This is a genomic window from bacterium (assembly GCA_020440705.1).
Classification (GTDB): domain Bacteria; phylum Krumholzibacteriota; class Krumholzibacteriia; order LZORAL124-64-63; family LZORAL124-64-63; genus JAGRNP01.
The window spans coordinates 1-19,152 of the sequence record JAGRNP010000080.1 but is presented as its reverse complement, the minus strand read 5'-3'; the positions used below and the strand labels follow the sequence as shown (position 1 = coordinate 19,152).

At 70.7% G+C, this 19,152-nt stretch carries 22 protein-coding genes and 1 tRNA gene; 2 read left to right on the top strand and 21 right to left on the bottom strand.

The features are described from left to right. Nucleotides 1-411 (top strand): hypothetical protein (locus tag KDM41_12275; GenBank protein ID MCB1184203.1); only part of this gene is annotated, 411 nt, incomplete at its 5' end. 38 nt (nt 412-449) lie between these two features. Further along, nucleotides 450-1,184, top strand: a complete 735-nt coding sequence (locus KDM41_12270) for a TonB family protein (protein ID MCB1184202.1) — start codon at nt 450-452, stop codon at nt 1,182-1,184. On the opposite strand, the gene KDM41_12265 is transcribed toward KDM41_12270, so the two are convergent. The 21 genes from KDM41_12265 to thpR form a co-directional block, all read right to left on the bottom strand. Beyond that, nucleotides 1,168-3,042, bottom strand: a complete 1,875-nt coding sequence (locus KDM41_12265) for an ABC transporter substrate-binding protein (GenBank protein MCB1184201.1) — start codon at nt 3,040-3,042, stop codon at nt 1,168-1,170. The two genes, KDM41_12270 and KDM41_12265, sit on opposite strands and share 17 nt — an antisense overlap. A gap of 76 nt (nt 3,043-3,118) precedes the next feature. Next, on the bottom strand, nt 3,119-3,583 hold the full coding sequence (locus KDM41_12260; protein ID MCB1184200.1) for a DUF2914 domain-containing protein: 465 nt from the start codon (nt 3,581-3,583) through the stop codon (nt 3,119-3,121). Between the two features lie 16 nt (nt 3,584-3,599). Further along, on the bottom strand, nt 3,600-4,841 hold the full coding sequence (locus tag KDM41_12255) for a peptidyl-prolyl cis-trans isomerase (GenBank protein MCB1184199.1): 1,242 nt from the start codon (nt 4,839-4,841) through the stop codon (nt 3,600-3,602). 46 nt (nt 4,842-4,887) lie between these two features. Continuing rightward, nucleotides 4,888-5,985, bottom strand: coding sequence for a mannose-1-phosphate guanylyltransferase (locus KDM41_12250; protein ID MCB1184198.1), 1,098 nt, complete (start codon nt 5,983-5,985; stop codon nt 4,888-4,890). Nucleotides 5,986-6,023: 38 nt separating this feature from the next. After that, a complete protein-coding gene (gene rplI / locus KDM41_12245; protein ID MCB1184197.1) occupies nt 6,024-6,467 on the bottom strand; it encodes a 50S ribosomal protein L9 in 444 nt (147 codons plus the stop codon). A gap of 52 nt (nt 6,468-6,519) precedes the next feature. Next, entirely contained in the window at nt 6,520-7,578 is a 1,059-nt protein-coding gene (locus KDM41_12240; protein ID MCB1184196.1) for a DUF2232 domain-containing protein, read from the bottom strand. 30 nt (nt 7,579-7,608) lie between these two features. Beyond that, complete coding sequence (locus KDM41_12235; protein ID MCB1184195.1) at nt 7,609-7,875, bottom strand: 30S ribosomal protein S18; 267 nt, start codon at nt 7,873-7,875, stop codon at nt 7,609-7,611. A 46-nt stretch (nt 7,876-7,921) separates the two neighbouring features. After that, complete coding sequence (rpsF, locus tag KDM41_12230; GenBank protein ID MCB1184194.1) at nt 7,922-8,284, bottom strand: 30S ribosomal protein S6; 363 nt, start codon at nt 8,282-8,284, stop codon at nt 7,922-7,924. A 212-nt stretch (nt 8,285-8,496) separates the two neighbouring features. Beyond that, nucleotides 8,497-9,228: a peptidyl-tRNA hydrolase gene (locus tag KDM41_12225; GenBank protein MCB1184193.1), complete on the bottom strand. Its 732-nt coding sequence runs from the start codon at nt 9,226-9,228 to the stop codon at nt 8,497-8,499. Between the two features lie 85 nt (nt 9,229-9,313). Next, nucleotides 9,314-9,973: a 50S ribosomal protein L25 gene (locus KDM41_12220; protein ID MCB1184192.1), complete on the bottom strand. Its 660-nt coding sequence runs from the start codon at nt 9,971-9,973 to the stop codon at nt 9,314-9,316. Between the two features lie 302 nt (nt 9,974-10,275). Further along, entirely contained in the window at nt 10,276-11,214 is a 939-nt protein-coding gene (locus KDM41_12215) for a ribose-phosphate pyrophosphokinase (protein ID MCB1184191.1), read from the bottom strand. Between the two features lie 195 nt (nt 11,215-11,409). Further along, nucleotides 11,410-11,484 (bottom strand) — tRNA-Gln (locus KDM41_12210). Between the two features lie 63 nt (nt 11,485-11,547). Further along, nucleotides 11,548-11,889 carry a septation regulator SpoVG gene (gene spoVG / locus KDM41_12205; protein MCB1184190.1) on the bottom strand — a complete coding sequence of 114 codons (342 nt, stop codon included), beginning with the start codon at nt 11,887-11,889 and terminating at the stop codon, nt 11,548-11,550. 82 nt (nt 11,890-11,971) lie between these two features. Continuing rightward, entirely contained in the window at nt 11,972-12,910 is a 939-nt protein-coding gene (ispE, locus tag KDM41_12200; protein ID MCB1184189.1) for a 4-(cytidine 5'-diphospho)-2-C-methyl-D-erythritol kinase, read from the bottom strand. A 19-nt stretch (nt 12,911-12,929) separates the two neighbouring features. Further along, nucleotides 12,930-13,919 (bottom strand): hypothetical protein, encoded by a 990-nt coding sequence (locus KDM41_12195; protein MCB1184188.1) that lies wholly within the window; start codon nt 13,917-13,919, stop codon nt 12,930-12,932. A gap of 43 nt (nt 13,920-13,962) precedes the next feature. Beyond that, on the bottom strand, nt 13,963-14,856 hold the full coding sequence (locus tag KDM41_12190) for a decaprenyl-phosphate phosphoribosyltransferase (protein ID MCB1184187.1): 894 nt from the start codon (nt 14,854-14,856) through the stop codon (nt 13,963-13,965). Continuing rightward, nucleotides 14,850-15,470: an SIS domain-containing protein gene (locus KDM41_12185; GenBank protein ID MCB1184186.1), complete on the bottom strand. Its 621-nt coding sequence runs from the start codon at nt 15,468-15,470 to the stop codon at nt 14,850-14,852. Before KDM41_12185 ends, KDM41_12190 begins: the two co-directional genes overlap by 7 nt. 38 nt (nt 15,471-15,508) lie before the next feature. Then, nucleotides 15,509-16,372: a dTDP-4-dehydrorhamnose reductase gene (gene rfbD, locus KDM41_12180; protein MCB1184185.1), complete on the bottom strand. Its 864-nt coding sequence runs from the start codon at nt 16,370-16,372 to the stop codon at nt 15,509-15,511. Between the two features lie 62 nt (nt 16,373-16,434). Continuing rightward, a complete protein-coding gene (locus KDM41_12175) occupies nt 16,435-17,025 on the bottom strand; it encodes a RecX family transcriptional regulator (protein MCB1184184.1) in 591 nt (196 codons plus the stop codon). A 136-nt stretch (nt 17,026-17,161) separates the two neighbouring features. After that, complete coding sequence (gene recA / locus KDM41_12170; protein MCB1184183.1) at nt 17,162-18,328, bottom strand: recombinase RecA; 1,167 nt, start codon at nt 18,326-18,328, stop codon at nt 17,162-17,164. Nucleotides 18,329-18,484: 156 nt separating this feature from the next. Continuing rightward, the coding region (gene thpR / locus KDM41_12165) for an RNA 2',3'-cyclic phosphodiesterase (GenBank protein MCB1184182.1) at nt 18,485-19,152 on the bottom strand (668 nt) is incomplete at its 5' end.

Genomic DNA, 19,152 nt, shown 5'->3' with positions numbered 1-19,152 from the left:
GACGCGGACAAGGAGACACGGTTGGCCGCGCCCGGTTGGGCCCGCGCCGAGGGCCGTGCCGTGCTCCTGGCCTGCGCGGCGGCCCTGGGCGACTCCGCGCGCGACGACGACCTGCTCGCGCCCGCCGCCGCCCTCGCCGCGATCGCGACCGCCGGTGGCCCCGCACCCCGGACCGCGTCCTGGGCCCGCCTCGACGGCAACTTCCCCTGGAGCCCCCTGCCCCCGGCGCCCCCTGTCGCGGCCGCGCCCGACTCCGTACCTTCACCGGACGGGCCGCCGTGGCCCGCGCGCGGCGACCGCCACGTGCTCGAACTCGTTGCCGGCGACGACTGGCAGCTCTGGCTGCTCGATCGCGATCCGTCCGGCTGGCGGGCGACCCGGCTGCTGCCCGCCGCTGACCCGACCCCATGACGCCGGCCGACCGAGCGCGGCCCCGAGGTGCCCCCGACTTGAACTCCCGCCCCCCCGCCGCCGAACGCCGCTTCACCACCCGGGCCCAGGCCGAATTCCGGGGCGGCGGGCGCAAGCGCCTGGCCGGCGCCGTGGTCGTCGCGCTGCTCGGCCTCGTGGCGCTGGTCGTCTTCGGGCCCGACGAAGCCGAGGTGAAGGAACGCTTCGAGTACTACGGCGCCCCGGGCGAGCTGCGCATCATGAAGGAGATCAGCATCGAGGACGGGAACGACCTGAAGCACCAGATTCCCAAGTCGCTGCGGGTGCCGCCGCCACCGGCCCGGGTCGAGGTCGAGGAGGAGAAGTCCGTCGAGGGATTCGAGCCGGTGCCCGAGAAGGCCGAACACGACGCCAACGAGCTCGACGTGAACACGAAGAACCCCCTGGACAACGCCGAGTCGTCGGAGGATTTCCAGGTCGAGATGAACCTGCCCATGCAGACGAGCGACAGCTTCTACCTGGTGCACGGCCCCCGCCCCGACTACCCCCTCGGCGCCACGGAGTCCGAGCGCCGCACGCCGGTGATCGCGGTGAAGGTGGGCATCTTCGTCGGCCCCGACGGCCATGTCTCGGATGTGATGATCCTGGCCAACGACGGCGGCCGCGCCTTCGAGGACGCGGTGCGCGACGTGCTGCGGGAGTGGAAATTCGCGTGGCTGAAGGAACCGGGCGCCGGACGCTGGCTCCAGTTCACCATCCGCTTCAAGAGCCCCTATTTCACCCCTGGCCGTTGACCTCGTCGCCGGTCGGCGGGTACGAGCCGCCGGGCAGCGAATCGGCGGGCGCGGCCTGCAGGCTGTCGGCCGCCCCCTCGCCCAGACGCCACGCCTCCTCGAACAGGCCCGACGGGAACGCCACGATCCGCTCGTCGCGGAACATGCGCATGGTCGGTCCGAAGGCGCCGGGACCGTCGAGGGCCATGTCCTGGTTGGCCAGGCGGCGGTCCAGGGCCACGGCCAGCTGGCGCCGGTCGGTGGCCCCGCTCTGCAGGCGCGTGTCCAGCAGCATGCGCGTGGCCTGGTAGGCCTTCAGGGCCAGGGCCGTCGCCTCGGGCGGGTAGGTCTCGGTGTTCCAGTCGCGCTGGAACTCCTCCTCCCAGCGCGAGGGGAACATGACCAGGTCGTCCGGGAAGATCGCCCGCTCGAGCACCGTCCCGGACTGGTCGCGCAGCTTGGCGCTGTTGAAGTTGCTCAGGCCGAGCACGAGCGAGCCGGCCCGGTAGAAGTCGAGCTGCGGGCCGAGCAGCACCATCTGGTCGACGCTCGCCGGCGCGAAGATGACCTCGGGCCGAGCCTTGCGCACATCCAGGATGGGATCCTTGAAGTCGGTGCCCTGGGGCGGGAACATGGCCGTCGCCACCACCTCGCCGCCGCGCGCGGTGATCTCGGTGGTGAAGACCTGGGCGTGGCGCAGCCCCTCCGGCGTGTTGGGATGGATGATCGCGAAGCGCTTCTTCAGCATGATGGTCGTGGCCAGTTCGGCCAGCAACCGCACTTCGTAGAGGCCGGTGATGTTCGTCTGGAAGATGCCCGGGCCCAGCTTCCAGATGCCGTCGTTGGTCGCCGTCGGGCTGACCAGCGGCACGCCGTACATGTCGCACACCACGGCCGCCGAGGCGGTCGGGTCGCTGAGCAGCCCGCCCAGCACGGCGATGCTGCCTTCCTCGGCGCAGAGGCGCCGCGCCGCCAGGGCGCTCGTGACCGGGTCGGCCGCCGAATCCTCGAGTTGCAGCTCGAAGGCCGAGCCGTGCTCGAGATTGGTGGCCCGGGTCGCCATGAGCGCCGCGTCGTAGAAGGCGTTGCCGAGCACGGCATAGCGTCCGGTCAGGGGCACGATCACGCCCACGCGGTCCGGATCGACCTCGCCGATCGGCATCATGAGCCGCCGCGGGGCGCCGCCGCCCGTCCCGAGCAGTTCCAGCGCGGCCACCGTCCAGCGGTCCTGCGGGGCCGCCTGCTGCAGACGCGCCCCGGTGTCGCCCGCCTCGCCGGCGAGCCCCGCCTCGAGGGCCGCCGCCACGTCCAGGTAACCGACGTAGGTCCAGAGGGAGCTGGCGGGACGCTCGGCCAGGAGGCCGGACAGCTGGGCATGGGACAGGGGCGCGAGATAGGTCGCGGCCAGGGGCGTGCCGTCGGAACGCAGGCCGCGCTCAGGATCACGGTCGTGCCAGGTCAGCATGTACTCCGCCGCCCGCAACGTGTCGCCCCGGCCGGCGGCCAGTTCGGCGCCGCGCCGCAACGCCTGATCGACGAGCGGGCTGTCCGGATACCGGGCCACGAGTTCGTCGGTCAGGCCGAGGGCCCGGTCGGCGTCGCGCAGACGGGCCGCGGATTCCACCGCCAGCTGCAGCACCTCGTCGTTGCGGGAGAAGTTCGGGTAGTAGTCGAGGAGGGTCCCCGCGAGATCGAGGGACTTGCGGTCGCGCTCGAGGGCGTACTCCCGCTTCAGCTGGCTGTACAGCCGCTGCGCCTGGTCCAGGTCCGACCCGTTCAGGCCGCCCGCCTGCTCCCGGCTTCCGGACGCGGAACCGCCGCATCCGGCCAGGATCCAGCCGCACGCCGCCGCCAGGGCCAGCAGCGCTCCCAGGCGCACGTATCTCCGGCTCAGCCGATTCGGGCCTGCCATAACCGCCTCCTGCGTCGGGCGCCTTCCCGTGGGGTCGGCGCCGTTACTCGATGACAAACCCGGCCGAGGCAAGGACCATGCCGTTGGCGTCCAGGACCTTGACCTCCCAGTTGCCCGTCCAGGCCCTGAGGATGCGCTTGGACGACCAGGTGCGCCAGTCCTCGCTGCCCACGTTCAGGTCGACCTTCGCCATGGTCGTGCCGTCGTGGTACCAGACATGGGTCACCGCGGCCGGGGCCCCGATGTTCATGACCCGGCTCAGGCAGTAGATCTGCCCCGTCTCCTCGGTGAAGTCGGCCGTGGCGAACCGCGCCGAGGCGCCCGTCACGTCACGGGTCTCGCGGTCGATCCCCGTGCCGAACGACAACTCGACCGTGGCCGCCGGCGCCGCCGTCGCGGCCGGCGCGTCCTGGTCCTGGGCCGCGGCCGTCGCCGCGACCGCCACCACCAGCAGCAATCCCGTCAGCAGGGCCGCGCCCAGGCGGCTGCGCTCCTTCGTCTCGAACATGTGCGACCTCCCCGGGTCAATTCTCCTTCAGGTCCTCGATGCTCTGCGGATTCAGCTTGCGCGGATTGTACAGGTTCTCCCGCAGGAATGTCGCGTCCTCCCGCAGCTCGCTGTCGGGATACTCCTCGAGCAGCATCCGCAGGTACCGTTCCGCCACGCGGACGTCCTGCCAGTGGTCGAGGGACACGTTGGCCATCATGAACAGGGCGTCGTCGGCCTTGTCGCTCTGCGGGTAGTCCGTGTAGATCATGTTCAGCAGATCGATCTTCTGCTGCGGATCCCGGACCGCCAGCGCCCGGTTGAACAGCTCGGCCGGCGTGGCCCCCTGGCCCGGCGCATACTGGCCCAGCATCTCGACGCCGTACTTGGTCCGCGCCTCCAGAAGATAATCCTTGATGATGGCATCCTGCCACGCCGGCATCATGTCGGTCCTGACCGTCTCGCGCGCCTCGGCGTAGGTCTGCGGCCGGGAGTTCTCGCGGTGGGTGACCTCCACCACGTGCCAGCGGTCGCCCACCTGGATGGGCGGATGGAGGCCGATCTCCAGGTCGAAGACCTTGTCGGCGTAGTCCTCCGAGTCCCGGATGTAGGGAATGAAGCCGCCCTTGGTGAACCAGCCCGTGTTGCCGCCCTCCTTCTTCGTCTCCTCGTTGACGCTCATCTCGGCGACCACGTGCAGGAAGTTGTTCTCGTACTCGCCGGACATCAGGCGCTTGTAGGCCAGCTCCGCGTCCGCCCGGGTGAGGCACTCCACGTGGCGGGTCATGACGTTGCCCGCCTGGCGATACTTGTCCCGGTTGTCCTCGAAGTACTTGCGCAGCTCCTCCTCGGTGGGCTCCTTGCCCCGCAGCAGGCCGTAGTTGCGCATGGCGTAGTCGAGGGTGTTCCGGCGCTGGCTGATCAGCTGGCGGGCCACGTCCTGGTCGTTGTACAGCCGGATCTCCATGGCGCTCGTCACCATCAGGGTCTGGTCGATCATCCGCTTCAGCGCCAGCCGCTGGCCATCGGGCCCGGTGTACTGGCTCTTGAGCCGCGGCGGCAGTTCGTCGATGTACAGCTCGATCATGCGCTGGGTCAGTTCGATGTCCCCCACCCGGGCGACGACCTCGCTGGTGTCGTTGGTGAAGTCGCCGAACAGCGGGCGCCACTCGATGCGGTACTCGGAGGCCTGGTTGCCCCCGGTCTCGTTGCAGGCGGCCAGGGCCAGGGCCAGGGCCCCGAACAGGATGACGGTCACGATACGACGGACGGCGGACATGGGCGGTCCTCCTCAGGGGTTGATCGGACAGGGCCGCGCCGCTCGCTCAGAGCAGTTCGTCGCGGCCTTCGGTTTCGAGTCGAGCAATGACTTCCTTGATGCGTTGGGCGTCGGCCTTGCGGCAGACGAGCAGGGCGTCGTCGGTGTCGATGATGATCAGGTCGTCGACGCCCAGCAGGGCCACCAGTCGGCGCTCCCCGCGCACGATGTTGCCGGTGGCGTCGATGGCCAGCAGGTCGGCCCGGCCCCGGTTGGTTCCGTCCAGTGCCGCGGCCGAGGCCGCCCAGGCGTCCCAGCTGCCCAGGTCCGACCAGCGGAATGCCGCCGGCAGCACCCGGAAGCGGGCGAGCTTCTCCATCACGGCGAAGTCGATGGAGTCGGCGGGGCAGTCGCGGTAGGCGTCCTCCAACGCCGCGGCGAACGATTCGGTTCCCTGGGCGGCGACCGCCGGGGCGAGGCGTCGCACCACATCGGGCACGTGGGCCTCCGCTTCGGCCCGGAAGTGGTCCGGGTGCCAGACGAACATGCCGCTGTTCCAGAAATGCCGGCCGCTGCGGACGTACTCCCCGGCCGTGGCGAGGTCGGGCTTCTCGACGAACGCCACACCCTCGCGCACATCGCCGGCGACGTCCGCGGTCTCCAGGTAGCCGTAGCCCGTCTCCGCCCGGTCCGGCGCGATGCCGAAGGTGACCACGGTCCTGTCGGCGGCCGCCAGGGCGAAGGCCCGGGCGAGCTGCGTCCGGAACGTGTCGGCGTCGGGAATGGCGTGATCGGCCGGCAGCAGCGCCACCGGCGCCTCCGGGGCCAGGCGGCCGGCCAGCCCCATGCCCAGCACGGCGCACGGGGCGGTGTTGCGTCCCACGGGCTCGACGATGATCCGGTCGGAGGCGAGTTCGGGAAGTTCGGCGCGGGTGGCGGCGCCCTGGGGGCCGCTGGTGACGACGAGCACGCGATCCGGTCCCACGAGCGGCACCACGCGTTCGAAGGTTTCGCGCAGCAGGCTGCGCTCCCCGGCCAGCGCCTGCAGCTGCTTGGGCCGGGCGGTGCGGCTCAGGGGCCAGAAGCGCGTGCCTCGGCCCCCGGCCATGATGATGCAGAAGCCCCGGACATCGCGTCCGGGAGAGGTGGTCGACGGGGCGGTCATAGCGGTCTCCGGTCCGTCGGGAACACGGGGTTCCCGGCTCAACCCTTGACGACCCAGACCTTGGCCATCACCTCGACGGCGGAGTGCAGCTTCACGGGCACCGAGTACACGCCCAGCTGCTTGATGGCCTCGTCCAGGACGACCTGCTTGTGCTCGAAGGTCGCGTGCTCGCTCTTGAGGTGCTCGGCGATGTCACGGGCGGTGACCGAGCCGTAGAGCTTGTCCTCTTCGTCGGCCTGCACCGTGATCGTGCACTCGAGCTCGCCGATCTTCGCGGCCAGCTCCTCGGCGGCGGCCTTGCGCAGATCGTCGCGCTTGGCGGCGATCTTCATGTGCTCGGCGACCAGCTTGCGGTGGGCGTCGGTGGCCAGCACGGCCAGGCCCTTCGGGATCAGGTAATTGCGGGCATAGCCCCGGGCCACGGTGACGGTCGTCCCCATCTCGCCCAGGTTGTCCACGTTCTCCATCAGGATGACTTCCATCGGTCGTACCACCTTGCGCTCGGCGAAGCGTTCTGCAGGCGCTTCGCCCCGTTCAGTTCCGGTCGGTCGGCGCGTCGTCGCCGTCGTCGCCGGCATCGTTCTGCGGGCCCTCGGACGCCGGCGGGGCGTCGAGTCGCCGGATGTCCCACCACTGGTCCGCGAGGCCCAGCACCACCCCGCTGACCACGACCAGCGGCGCGAAGAACATCCCCATCACCGCCCAGTAGACCACCCGGCCCACGGGCGACAGCATGCGGTTGGTCACGAAGACCTGGACCGCGATGCCCTGGATCGAGAGCACGAGGGCTCCGAGCAGGGCGAGATTCAAGCCGGCGTCGCACAGGGGCGACCACCGGGTCAGGAACAGTCCCAGGCCGGCGATGACCGTCCACACCACGTAGAACGGCAACCGCCAACGCGGGAACGGCGGCAGGCGCCAGGGCGAGGATTCGGCTCCCACCGCCCGGGCCAGGAGCCAGAGCCCCGCCAGGATGATGATCGCCTGCCCGAGGAGCCCCAGCCCCACGAAGAACGGATACATCTTCTTGGCGGCCGCGGACACCCGCGCGATGTTCTCCCGCTCGGTCGCCAGGGCCCGCTCGCGCTGGGTCGCGTCGGCCGCCTGGGGCATGCGCTCCTCGGCGGCCTTGAGCATCTCCCGGCTCAGGGCGTCGATCTGCTCGTCGGGCGACATCTCGACGCCCGACCAGATCAGCGGCGGCAGCAGGGCCAGGCTCACGACGATGATCGCCGCGTCCAGCCGCCAGCGCCGCACCAGGGCCCAGCCGGCCAGCGCCCCCCCGGCGACCTGGCCCCCGAGGGACCAGACGGCGTCGAAGGCGAACAGGGCGACCGTGGCACCGAACCAGGCCGCCGCCCCGGCGACGACCAGGGCCGTCGGCCGCGCGGTCAGCACGGCCCCGCCCCACATGACCGCCAGCAGCAACGGCGCCGGCAGCAGCACGAGCAGCACCAGGCCCCCGATCGGGCCGCCGGTCTCGCCGGAGCGGGCCGCGGCCTCGATCAGCCACGTGACCGCGAGGGTGACAGCGAAGGCCACCGCCGCGGGCACGAATCCCGGCCAACGGCCGGTCATGCCCAGGACAGGCACGAAGTTCTCCGGACTACCGGCAGCCTTCGGCTACCGGTAGTACTCCTTCACGAACGGCAGCAGGGCCAGGTGACGGGCGCGCTTGATCGCCATCGCCAGGGGCCGCTGGTACTTGGGCAGGGTGCCGGTGTTGCGACGCGGGGCGATCTTGCCGCGCTCGGTCACGAAACGCCGGAGCAGATCCTCGTCCTTGTAGTCGATGGCGACCATGCCGGTCTTCGTGAAGAAGCAGACCTTCGCCTTGCCGTGCCTTCTCTTCTTCTTCTTTTTCTTGATCCGAAGGTTCTTGCGGGCCATCGGATTCTCCTTTGCGGTTCAAAAGCCTCAGGCTGGACGGCGCGCCCTACTCGGCGGCGCCGGCATTCTCCTCGGGACGGTTCTGACGGCGCTTGGCCATCGAAACGCGGTTGCGCTCTTCCCACTCCTCGTCGACGACGACGAGATGGCGCAGGACCTGATCGTCCAGGCGCAGGAACTTGTCCAGCTCGGCCACGGCCGTGCCCTCGCTCTTGAACTTCAGGAACATGTAGTTCCCCCGGCTCTCGTACTCGATCTCGTAGGCCAGACGACGCACGCCCCAGTGGTTCTCCTGGGTCACCTCGCCGTCGTGACCCGCCAGGATCTCCTTCACGCGGGCAACACGGGACTCCATCTCGGTGTCGGGCAGTTCGGCCCGCAAGATGAAGATCAATTCGTACTTCTTCACTGGTAACACCTCCCTTCGGACAGAACGACCCGGGTCCCTATTCGCCAGGTCGGGCCAGCTCGTGGCCCTTCCCGCGTCAGCCCGGGTAGGGATGTCATACTCAGCTTCAGCTGGGTATTGAGTTGTGCAGGGCAAACCGAGCCCTGGGCGCCCCGGAGGGCGGCAAGCGGGCAATATACCCGTCGGCCCCGCCGGGGGCAAGGAATTTCCGGTCAGTCGGCCGGGGGCCGGATCCGGCGGTTGTGCCGCGAAATGGCCACCGCGAGGCCCTCGGCGAGCCACGCCTCGATCGCGGCCACGGCGTGGTCCACCAGTTCGGCCACCTCCGCCGCCTGCCCGGGCGCGAAATCGGCGAGCACGTAGTCGGGCCAGTCGGCCGGGTCCACCGGTCCGTCGAGGGGCGCGACCCCCAGCCGGAGGCGGGGGAACTCCTCCCCCCCGAGGTGCGCGATGACCGACGCCAGACCGTTCTGCCCCCCGCTGCTGCCGCGCTCCCGCAGCCGGACCGAGCCCAGCGGCAGGGCCAGGTCGTCGCACACGACCAGGGGCCGCAGACCGGACGTCGGGTCGGACATCGGGTCGGACGCCGGGTCGGAGATCGGGTCGGAGATCGGGTCGGACATCGGGTCGGAGATCGGGTCGGATATCGAGTCGGACGCAGCGTCAGGCGTCGCCGGCACGGACCGCCCCGTGACCGGCACCCCGGTGAGGTCCGACCAGGCCACGACCGCCTCGCCGCTCAGGTTCATGTAGCACAGCGGCTTCAGCAGATGGAGGTCGCCGTCGACCGCGAGCAGGCCGACCTCGCCCAGCGGGGCGAATGCGAGGCCCCGACGGGCCGCCAGCGCGTCCAGCACCATGAAACCGATGTTGTGGCGGTTGCCCGCGTACCGCGAGCCCGGATTGCCCAGCCCCACCACGAGCCGGGGCCCTGCCTGCGTCATGTCCGCTCACCTCGCTCTGCAAAAAGAGGCCGGCCCCGCGGCGGGGCCGGCCCGGACGGTCTGCAGCGACCGCGTGCCCGCAGGATCAGTCCTCGGACTTCTCCTCGCCACCCTCGGCGGACGCGGCATCCTCGGCACCGGCGGCGCCCGCGGCGCCCTCCTCGGTCTCCTCCTCGTCGGCGAAGACCACGGCCGGCTTGATGTTCAGGACCAGCATCTCCGCATCGGTGACGAACTCGCCCACCGGCGGCGTGATGTCGCCCACGAAGATCTTGTCGTTCAGGCCCAGCTCGGTGATGTCCACCTCGATCATCTCGGGCAGCTGGCTCGGGCGGCAGCTGATCTCGATGGTGTCGAGGGACAGGGCGACCGAGGCCTCGCCCGTCTTGACCGCATGGTTGGAGCCCACCACATGCACCGCGACCGGCACGGTCACGGGCTTGCCGCGGGGAATCTCGTACAGATCGATGTGCAGGACCTCGTCCGTCACCGGGTTGCGCTGCACCTCGCGCAGCAGGGCGATGTGCTCTTCGCTGACGCCGTCCTGCTCCAGCTTGAAGATGGCGCTCCGGCCGGCCAGGTGGATCATCGCCACATCGAACTGATGGGCGTCGAGCTCGACGTTCGTGGCTTCCCGCTCGTGACCGTACACGATGGCGGGCACGCGGCCGGCGGCCCGGGTGCGGCGGTTGGCGTTCTTGCCGGTGGTGGTGCGGGGGAAGATGTTCAGGTTCACGAGACTCATGGCGTCTGCTCCAACGGGACAGGGACGGCGCCCTGGGCTTGCCGACCCGTTCAGAGGGCTCGCCGCCCGTGGCGACAAGGATCCTCCCGGCTCTCGACCGTCACGCGGGAACGCCGCGCCGGCTCCGGCCTGCAAGGTGGACCGTCGGTCCCGCCGGCCCCGCGGGGCCCCCCGGGGCGCTACCCCCGACGGCGACGAAACGATCCGCAAAATGACCGCCTAAATAAGCACCCGCCCGGCGGCGTGTCAAGCCGGCCGGGCGCGAGCGGGCGCCCGGCCGGCCGGGGGTGGCGGCGGGCCGGCTAGACGAAGAGGGCGCTGACCGTCTTCTCGAGGTGGATCCGCTCGATGGCCTCGGCGAGCAGGGGCGCGATGTCCAGCACCTTGATCTTCTCGCACTGCTCCTGGCGGTCGAAGGGGATCGTGTTGGTCACCACCACCTCGCGGATGGGCGACTCGTTCAGCCGCTCGAGCGCCCGACCCGACAGGATCGGGTGGGTGCAGACCGCCGTGACCGAAAGGGCCCCGTGCACCTCGTAGCACACCCGGGCGGCGTCGGTCAGGGTGCCGGCGGTGTCGATCATGTCGTCGAAGATGACCACGTCCTTGCCCTCGACGTCGCCGATGAAGTTCATGACCACGGCCTCGTTGGGGCGCGGGCGGCGCTTGTCGATGATGGCCAGGCCCGCATCGAGACGCTTGGCGAAGGAGCGGGCCATCTTGATCGAGCCCACGTCCGGCGCCACGACCGCCAGGTTCTCCCGCGGCTTGTCCTTGAAGTGCGAGAGCAGCACGGGCGCCGAGTAGATGTGGTCGAGGGGGATGTTGAAGAAGCCCTGGATCTGCGGCGCGTGCAGGTCGATGGTCAGCACCCGGTCGGCCCCCGCCGTGGAGATCAGGTCGGCCATGACCTTCGCCGCGATGGGCACGCGCGGCTGGTCCTTGCGGTCCTGCCGGGCGTAGCCGAAGTACGGGATCACGGCCGTGACCCGACGGCACGAGGCCCGCTTCACGGCGTCGATGAGCAGCAGCAGTTCGATGATGTTCTCGGCCGGTGGCATGGTCGGCTGGACGATGAAGGCGTCGGTGCCGCGGATGTTCTCGAGCAGCTTGATGGAGATCTCGCCGTCGGAGAACCGCGTCGCCTCGATGTTCAGGGGCGAGATGCCCAGGTTCTCGGCGATGCGGCGGCCGATCTCGGGGTGGGCCGTGCCGCTGATCACGACCAGGTTGTTGGACATGAGTCTTCCTTCGCTGGTGGGTGCGCCAGCCGGGCGGAGCCAGCCCGGAGCGGGGTCGTCAGGCTGTCGGGGGGCAACAGTACAAAAAAGGCCGGGGCGGGGCAATCCGAAAACGGCCCCCGGTCGCGACTTCCCCGCGACCACGCACCATCCGGCACGAAAAAAGCCCGCCGAAGCGGGCTGACCGGAGGGGGATGGTTGGGGCGGCAGGATTCGAACCCGCGAATGCGAGGACCAAAACCTCGTGTCTTACCACTTGACGACGCCCCAACCCAAGCCGTGTCCGCAGCGGCGACGCCGCTCCGGCCACCCGCCGTGCGGGCGCCGTCCGGCCTAGAAGCGCTCCTCCATCATCGCGTCGCCGTCGTCGTCATCGTAGTGGGCGTGCCGGCTCGGAGGCGGGATCTCCCCGTTCTCGACCCGTTGCAGCTCCTGCCGGTACGCGGCGATGACCTGGTTCTCCATCCACTCCCGGGTCGCCATGTTGATCGGATGGGCGATATCCTGGAACGTTCCGTCCTTGCGCTTGCGACTCGGCATGGCGATGAACAGGCCCGACGCGCCCTCGATGACCTTGAGGCCCCGAATGACGAAGGCATTGTCCAACGTGATGCTGGCAAAGCCCTTGAGCTTGTTGTCGTCGCGCAAAGTAATCCTGATTTCGGAAATATCCAAAATGTCTCCCTCTCCGTTGCATGACCAATCGGTCGTGACCAGGCAGTCGTGACCAAGCAGACACCGCGAGGGCCGTCCAGGATTACCCCTTCCCCGGCACGACGCCGGCCGGATGGGGTCCGACCAGCCGCACCCACAGGCCGGCCTGCCGAAACTCCTCGACGATCTCCGTCATATCGCGTCCGGCCCCGAAGGCCCCGAAGGCCGCCGCACCGCTGCCGCAGAGCAGGGCCACCGGTGCCAGTTCGCGCAGACGGTGCACCAGACGCTGCACCGCGGGCTGGGACGGCAGGACCACTTCCTCCAACCTGTTGAAACCCGGCCAGTTCCTCTGCGGAAAGCGGGCCAGGAGAGGCCTGATGACGCCGATGTTAGCTTTGGGGCTATGCACTGTCAATCCCATTTTCAGCTCGCCGTAGACGTCCTGCGTCTGCAAGTGCAAGCCAGATTTGACGATGAGGAACTGGCCGCTGCGGACCGTCGGCAACGGCGTCAGCAGGGTGCCGATCCCCCGCCCCAGGGCGGTTCCGCCCCGCACGAAGAAGGGCACGTCGGCCCCGAGCGGCGCGGCCATCTTCTCCAGCTCGGCGGCCTCGAGGCCCGTTTCGAAGAGGGTGTTGCAGGCCACGAGAACGGCGGCGGCGTCGCTGCTGCCGCCCCCCAGTCCGGCGCCCGCCGGAATCCGCTTGACCAGCCGCAGCCGCAGCTTGCCCGACACCCCCGCCTCGCGACAGAAGTGCCGCGCCGCCCGCCAGCACAGGTTGGTGTCGTCGGCGGGAATGCGGTTGTCGCCCTCGACGGTCAGGTCGATGCGGGGTTCACCGCCCGGGTACTCCTCGTCCAGGCTGACGAAGACGGTGTCGAACAGGGCGATCGCCTGCAGCACCGTCTCGACCTCGTGGTAGCCGTCGTGCCGGCGCCGCAGGACCTCCAGATGGAGGTTCACCTTGGCCGGGGCGTCGAGCACCTCGGTGCGGCCGACGAGCCGGCGTCCCTGCGCGAATTCCTTGCTCTGAGCCATGGCACCCTTCCTCGCGGCTTCAGCTGCGGCCCGCATCCCCGGGGACCAGATCCGCCCACGGCGTGCCCGACCAGCCCCGAATTCCGCCGCGCCCGAGCGCGCGGTCCACCAGGCGTCCCCAAGCCCCGCCCAGACCGGGCGGCGGGGTCTCGCGTCCGGCGGCAAAGGTGTCCGCCGGCAGGTCAAAGTCAAGATCGAGCAGTTCCACGGCCCCCACGACCCGGATCTCGTCGGGGCCGACCCGACCGCACCCACGCTCGCGGCACAGCCGCAGCCAGGGCACGCGCAGGGGATCGAGCCCGGCCAGACGCGCCGCCACCGCATCGACCGCGACGGGATCGCGCCCCGCCAGCAGCACGTTCCGCACGGCCCGCGAGCGGTGGGCGAAGCCGCGGGCCACGCCCCAGAACGTGCCGTCGAGCACGGCCCCCACCGTGTGGCACTGCTCCCGCAGCAGCCGGACCGCCTCGATGGTCAGCTCGGCGGCCGGGGCGCCCCGGCGCGGCCGCGCGCCTGCCAGGACAACGTCCCGCGCAGCCCGGCAGGCCCCCGCCAGGCCCCAGCCGGGGCGCAGGGTCGGGCTGGTCAGGATCCAGGACTCCTTGCCGGCCAACCCGACCGGCAGGGTGACGCCGCTCGCGAGAGCCGCGTCGAGGGCGGGATGGGGCGTGCTGCTCGTCGGGCGGTGCGGGCGCAGGAATCCGGCCTCGGCAGCCGGCAGGCCCGACGCTTCGCGCAGCTCTTCCCAGGGGCGCGCCAGCGGCGCGGGCCGCAGGCCGCGCGGCCCCACCCCGACCACGCGGGGACGCCCGCCGGCCCCGGCGCAGCGCGCCAGCACCTGCTCGAACTGCCAGGGCGTGGCGCCCCAGCCCGCCTCGGGCCGGCCCGCCGCGTCCACGAGCAGGGCCCCTGCGGCCGAGCCGTCGCAACCCGCCAGGTCGAGCAGCCGCGTGTAGTCCTCGGCGATGGTGTCGGGGTGGGCCCGGACGAGGGCGACGGTCGCGCGCATGGGTTCCTCCGGTGCAAGGGGAGCGGCGCCGGCCGCCGCCCCGTCAGATGCCGATGATGCGGATCGCCGTGACGATCCAGCCGACGACCACGAGCTGCAGCGGGATGTCGACCAGCAGGATCTCGTGGGGACGGCCGCCGCGGTCCTCGAGGAAGACGAGGTACAGGTAGCGCCCCATGCCCACGAGCACGAACGGCAGCGTGTAGATCAGGTCGCGGGTCCCGAACTGGTTCACCGTGTGCGGCCACACGGTGTACAGGGCATAGGCCATGCCCGTCAGGGCGAAGCTGCCGCCGATCAGGGCGTTCAGCATGGGCTCGGTGTAGCCCCGCAGCACCGGACGCGTCTCCCCTTCGCTCTGGGCGATCTTGATCAGCTCGTCCCGCCGCTTGCAGAAGCCGAGGAACAGGGAGAGGAAGAACGTGCACAGCAGCAGCCAGTAGGAGATCTCCACCCCCGGGCAGGTCGGCCGGATCACGAGCACGCCCGCCGAGGCGCGGATCACGAAGCTCATGCCGATCCCGGTCACGTCGAGCACGGGGACGCGCTTCAACCAGCGCGTGTACAGCCAGTTCCACAGGATGAAGAACGCCACCGCACCGAGGAAGAGAGTTCCCAGCAGGGCCGCGGCCACGAGGCAGAAGGCCAGCAGTCCGAGGCCCAGCCGCGTCGCCACGTCGACCGGGAGCCGTCCCGAGGCGATGGGCCGCCGCCGCTTGGTCGGATGGCGCCGATCGAGTTCGCGGTCGGCGATGTCGTTGAAGACGTAGATGACGCCCGAGGTGAGGCAGAACAGGCCCGCGCCCGCCACCACCCGCAGCAGGCAGGCGGTCTCGCCCATCTGGCGGGCGAAGATGATGCCGGCGAAGAGCAGCAGGTTCTTGGTCCACTGCCGCGGCCGCAGGTTCTCGACGAATGCCCCGAGATGGTTCAGCAATCCGTTGCCGCCGCGCGCCGCTCGACGATCATGCACAGGAGGTGGCCCATGGTGATGTGCACCTCCTGGATCTTGGGCGTGCGGTCGCTCGGCGCCACCAGGGCCCCGTCGACCAGGGGCAGCAGCCGCCCGCCGTCGCCGCCCAGGAAGCCGAACACCTGCATGCCCCGGCGCCGGGCCGCGTCGACCGCCGCGACGCAGTTGGCCGAGTTGCCCGAGGTGCTCATCACAAGCAGCACGTCGTGCGGCCCGCCGAGGGCCTGCACCTGGCGGGCGAAGACGGCGTCGTAGCCGTAGTCGTTGCCCACGGCGGTGAGGGTCGAGGTGTTGGCGGTCAGCGCGATGGCCGGGTAACCGGGCCGCTCGGCCAGGAAACGCCCCACCAGCTCGGCCACGATGTGCTGGGCGTCGGACGCGCTGCCGCCGTTGCCGCAGACGAGGAACTTCCCCCCCGCCGCCCACGACGCGGTGATGGCGTCGGCCATCCCGTGCAGGGCCAGCAGGTGCGAATCGTCGAGGCGGCCGAGGGTCGCGACGAGGTCGTCGACGGTCTCCCGGAACAGCAGCCGGGCCTCGTCCAGGCCCGGTGTCGGCTTGCCAGCGGATGCGCTCATGTTCGTCGTTCCTCGCTTCGCCCTCGCCGGCGTCGGGTTCAGGGATGGGCCACGTCGCCGCTCTCGAGCCGCGCCACGTAGCGGGCCACGGCGTCCTGCCAGGTCGGCCGCGCGGGGCACCCCGCATCTTCGAGCCGGCGGCTCAACAGCACCGAAACCGCCGGCCGTCGGGCCGCCGTGGGAAAGGCCCGGCTGCCGCAGGGCCGGATCCGCTCCGGATCGGCGCCCAGGCACCGGGCCACCTCGCGGGCCAGGGCGTGCCAGGTCGTCTCGCCCCGGTTGGTCGCGTGGAAGACGCCGCGGTGCCCGCCGGCGACCAGGTAGCCGAGCACGTCGGCCAGATCGTCGGCGTAGGTCGGGCAACCCCGCTGGTCGTCGACCACGTCCAGGGTCTCGCGCGCGGCCAGCAGCCGGCGCATGGTCTTGACGAAGTTAACTTTTCCGTCGCCGAACAACCAGCTTGTTCTGACGATCTGCCACGGCGTGGCCAGACGCTCCACATGGGCCTCGGCGGCCGCCTTCGTCGCCCCGTAGTGGTTCAGCGGCGCCCGGGGTTCGTCTTCCCGATAGCCCACCGTCGCCTGCCCGTCGAACACGTAGTCGGTGCTGATCAGGGTCAGGCCGGCGCCGCGCGCCGCGCACGCGGCGGCCAGGTTCCCCGTGGCGTCCCCGTTGGCGGCCATGGCCGCGTCGCGCGCGGTTTCGGCCCCATCGACGTCGGTCCAGGCCGCGCAGTGCAGCACCCACGCGGGAGCATGGGCCGCCAGATGGCCGTCGGCCACGGCCGGATCGGCCAGGTCACCGTCGCCGAGGTCGACCCCGACGATGTCGTGGGCCCCCGCCAGACGGGCGCGGACGGCCCGCCCCAGCATGCCTTCGCTTCCGGTCAGCAGGATCTTCATCTCGGGGCAAACCTTCCGGTCGGCGACGGGGCCAGGGGCCCCGCCGCGGTCTCGACGTCGCTTCAGGAGTCGGCGGCCGCCGCGGGCCGGGTGCGGCGCGCGGCGGTCTGGGCCACGCCGGGCCCGAAGCCCCGCCCGATCAGGAAACGCACCACCTTGGCCAGGGCCCGCTGATCGTTGGCCCCCCGCAGCCGCGCCCAGCGGGCCGCCGCCGCCGCGAGCGCCAACTCCGCCTCGGTGTCGTCGTCGAGGATCTCGGCCGCCACCTCGCCGGCCAGGCCGGGGTCGACCCGTTTCTCGCGCAGCTTCTGCACAAGATAGCGGCGTCCGACCGCCCGGCCCAGGAGCCGATCGCGGCAGAACGCCTCGGCGTAGCGCCGGTCGGAGTGGATACCCTTGGCGGCGAGTTGTCCCAGCACGTCGGCGATCGCCTCGTCGCCGTAGCCCTGCTCCTGCAGCCGGTCGCGCAGCCGGGCCACGGGCTGCAGGCGCCGGTCGAGTTGGGCGAAGACCGCACGGGCCACCTGCTTGCGCTCGGCGGCCAGGGCCAGGGCCCGCAGCACCGGCTCCGGCACGACCTCACCCACGGCCGGCAGCCCGGCCGGAACCGAACCCGGCGCGATCTCGAAGTCGTGACCCGTGTCGAGGCTCACGTGCACGGCCCCGGCGTGGTCCCGGACGGCCAGCAGCCGGGCCTCCCCCGCGGGGAGACCCGGCTGTGGATCCGGTTCGGGGTGCCGCGCACGGCGCCCTCCGAATTCGCGGCGACGATCAGGCATGACGCGCCGGTCAGCTGCCGGTCGGGCCCGCACTGCCGCCGGCGCTGGCCGCAGCCGCCTTGCCCGCCGCCGTGGGCGCGGGCGCCTGCTGGTCGCCGTCGATGTCCGCCTCGGACGCCTCGCCGCCGTTGTCGGCGTACTGCCCGATCTCGTAGTGCTTGAAGACGAGTTCCTTGATGGTCCGGTAGAGGTCGACGTTCTCCTTGAGGAAGACGCGCACGTTCTCCCGCCCCTGCCCCAGCCGCTCCTCGCCGAAGCTGTACCAGGCCCCCGACTTCTGGATGACGTTGGCCGCCACGCCCAGGTCGATCAGGTCGCCTTCCTTGCTGATGCCCTCGCCGTAGAGGATGTCGAACTCGGCCTTCTTGAACGGCGGCGCCACCTTGTTCTTCACGACCTTCACGCGCACCTGGTTGCCCACCACGTCCTCGCCCTGGGTGATCGCGCCGATGCGCCGGATGTCGAGCCGCACCGAACTGTAGAACTTCAGGGCGTTGCCGCCGGTCGTCGTCTCCGGGTTCCCGAACATGACGCCGATCTTCATGCGGATCTGGTTGGTGAAGATCACCAGGGTCTTGGTCTTGTTGATGGTGCCGGTGAGCTTGCGCAGGGCCTGGCTCATGAGGCGGGCCTGCACGCCCACGTGGTGATCGCCCATCTCACCCTCGATCTCGGCCCGCGGCACCAGCGCCGCCACCGAGTCGATGACCAGGATGTCGACCGCGCCCGAGCGCACCAGCATCTCGGCGATCTCCAGGGCCTGCTCGCCGTTGTCCGGCTGGCTGACCAGAAGGTTGTCGATGTCGACGCCCAGCTTGCGGGCGTAGATGGGGTCGAGGGCGTGCTCGGCATCGATGAAGGCGGCCGTGCCCCCGTCCTTCTGGCTGTTGGCGATGGCCGAGAGGCAGACGGTGGTCTTGCCGCTGCCCTCGGGGCCGTAGATCTCGACGACCCGCCCCTTGGGCAGGCCGCCGATGCCCAGCGCGATGTCGAGGGCGAGGCTGCCCGTGCTGACGGCGTCGAAGTTGTCGTAGATCTTGTTCTCGCCGAGGAGCATCAGCGAGCCCTTGCCGAACTGCTTCTCGATCTGGGCCCGGGTCAGTTCGAGGGCCTTCGTCCGGTCGTCCTTGGCGCCGGTCTTGACGGGCGCCGTCTTGGCAGCTGGGGATTTTGCCATGGTGTGGATCTCCTGTTCTGCATGGAGCGGCCCATCCCTGGGCCGTTGAGCCGGACCCGCAGGCCCGGACAAGCCGTTCTGAATGGCGAAAACCGGTGCCGGGCGTCCCCGACGTGGCGGCAAGATAGCACGGCCTCCCGGACCGGAGCAACCCTTTTATTCGCCTTTTTTTCGCAGGCGCCGGAATCCGAGTTCCCGATGCCGGGCGCCCCCCGGTCCGAGCGCGCTCGCGACGAGCGAGAAGCCCTCCACCACGAACGGCGGAAGCCCACTCAAGTCGATCCGCGACAAGAGGTCCCGGCCATCGGCAGCCTGCGGGTCCCGGACCCGGGCCAACGTCAGATGCGCCCGGAACGGGCGGTCGTCCTGCGGTCCGTCGGGCCAGACGCGGCCGACCGCGGCCCGCACGGCGGCGGCCAGCCCCGGCAGGTTTTCGCCTCCGTCCAGATGCACGAACAGGACCCGCGGACGTCCCGACGTCGGGAACACCCCCGGACCCGCCGGCCGGACCGCGAAGGGGCCGTCCCCCGCTACGGCCGCCAGCGCCCGCTGCAGGTTCTCCAGGCGCGATTCCGGCCATTCGCCGAGGAACTGCAGGGTCACGTGCCATTGGCCGGGCGGCGTCCAGCGCAAGGCCAACCGCTCGCGCCAGGGGTCCACGGCCGCCGACAGCGCCTCCCGGAACCGTTCATCGGGAGTGACGGCGACAAACAACCTCATGGGGCACTCCGGTTCCGGCTCTGGTCGGCAGGGAGCCGAGAGGCTCCGAAAGGCAGAAAGTCGCCTCTCGCCTCCCTGCCGACCAGAGCCGGAACCACACCGCC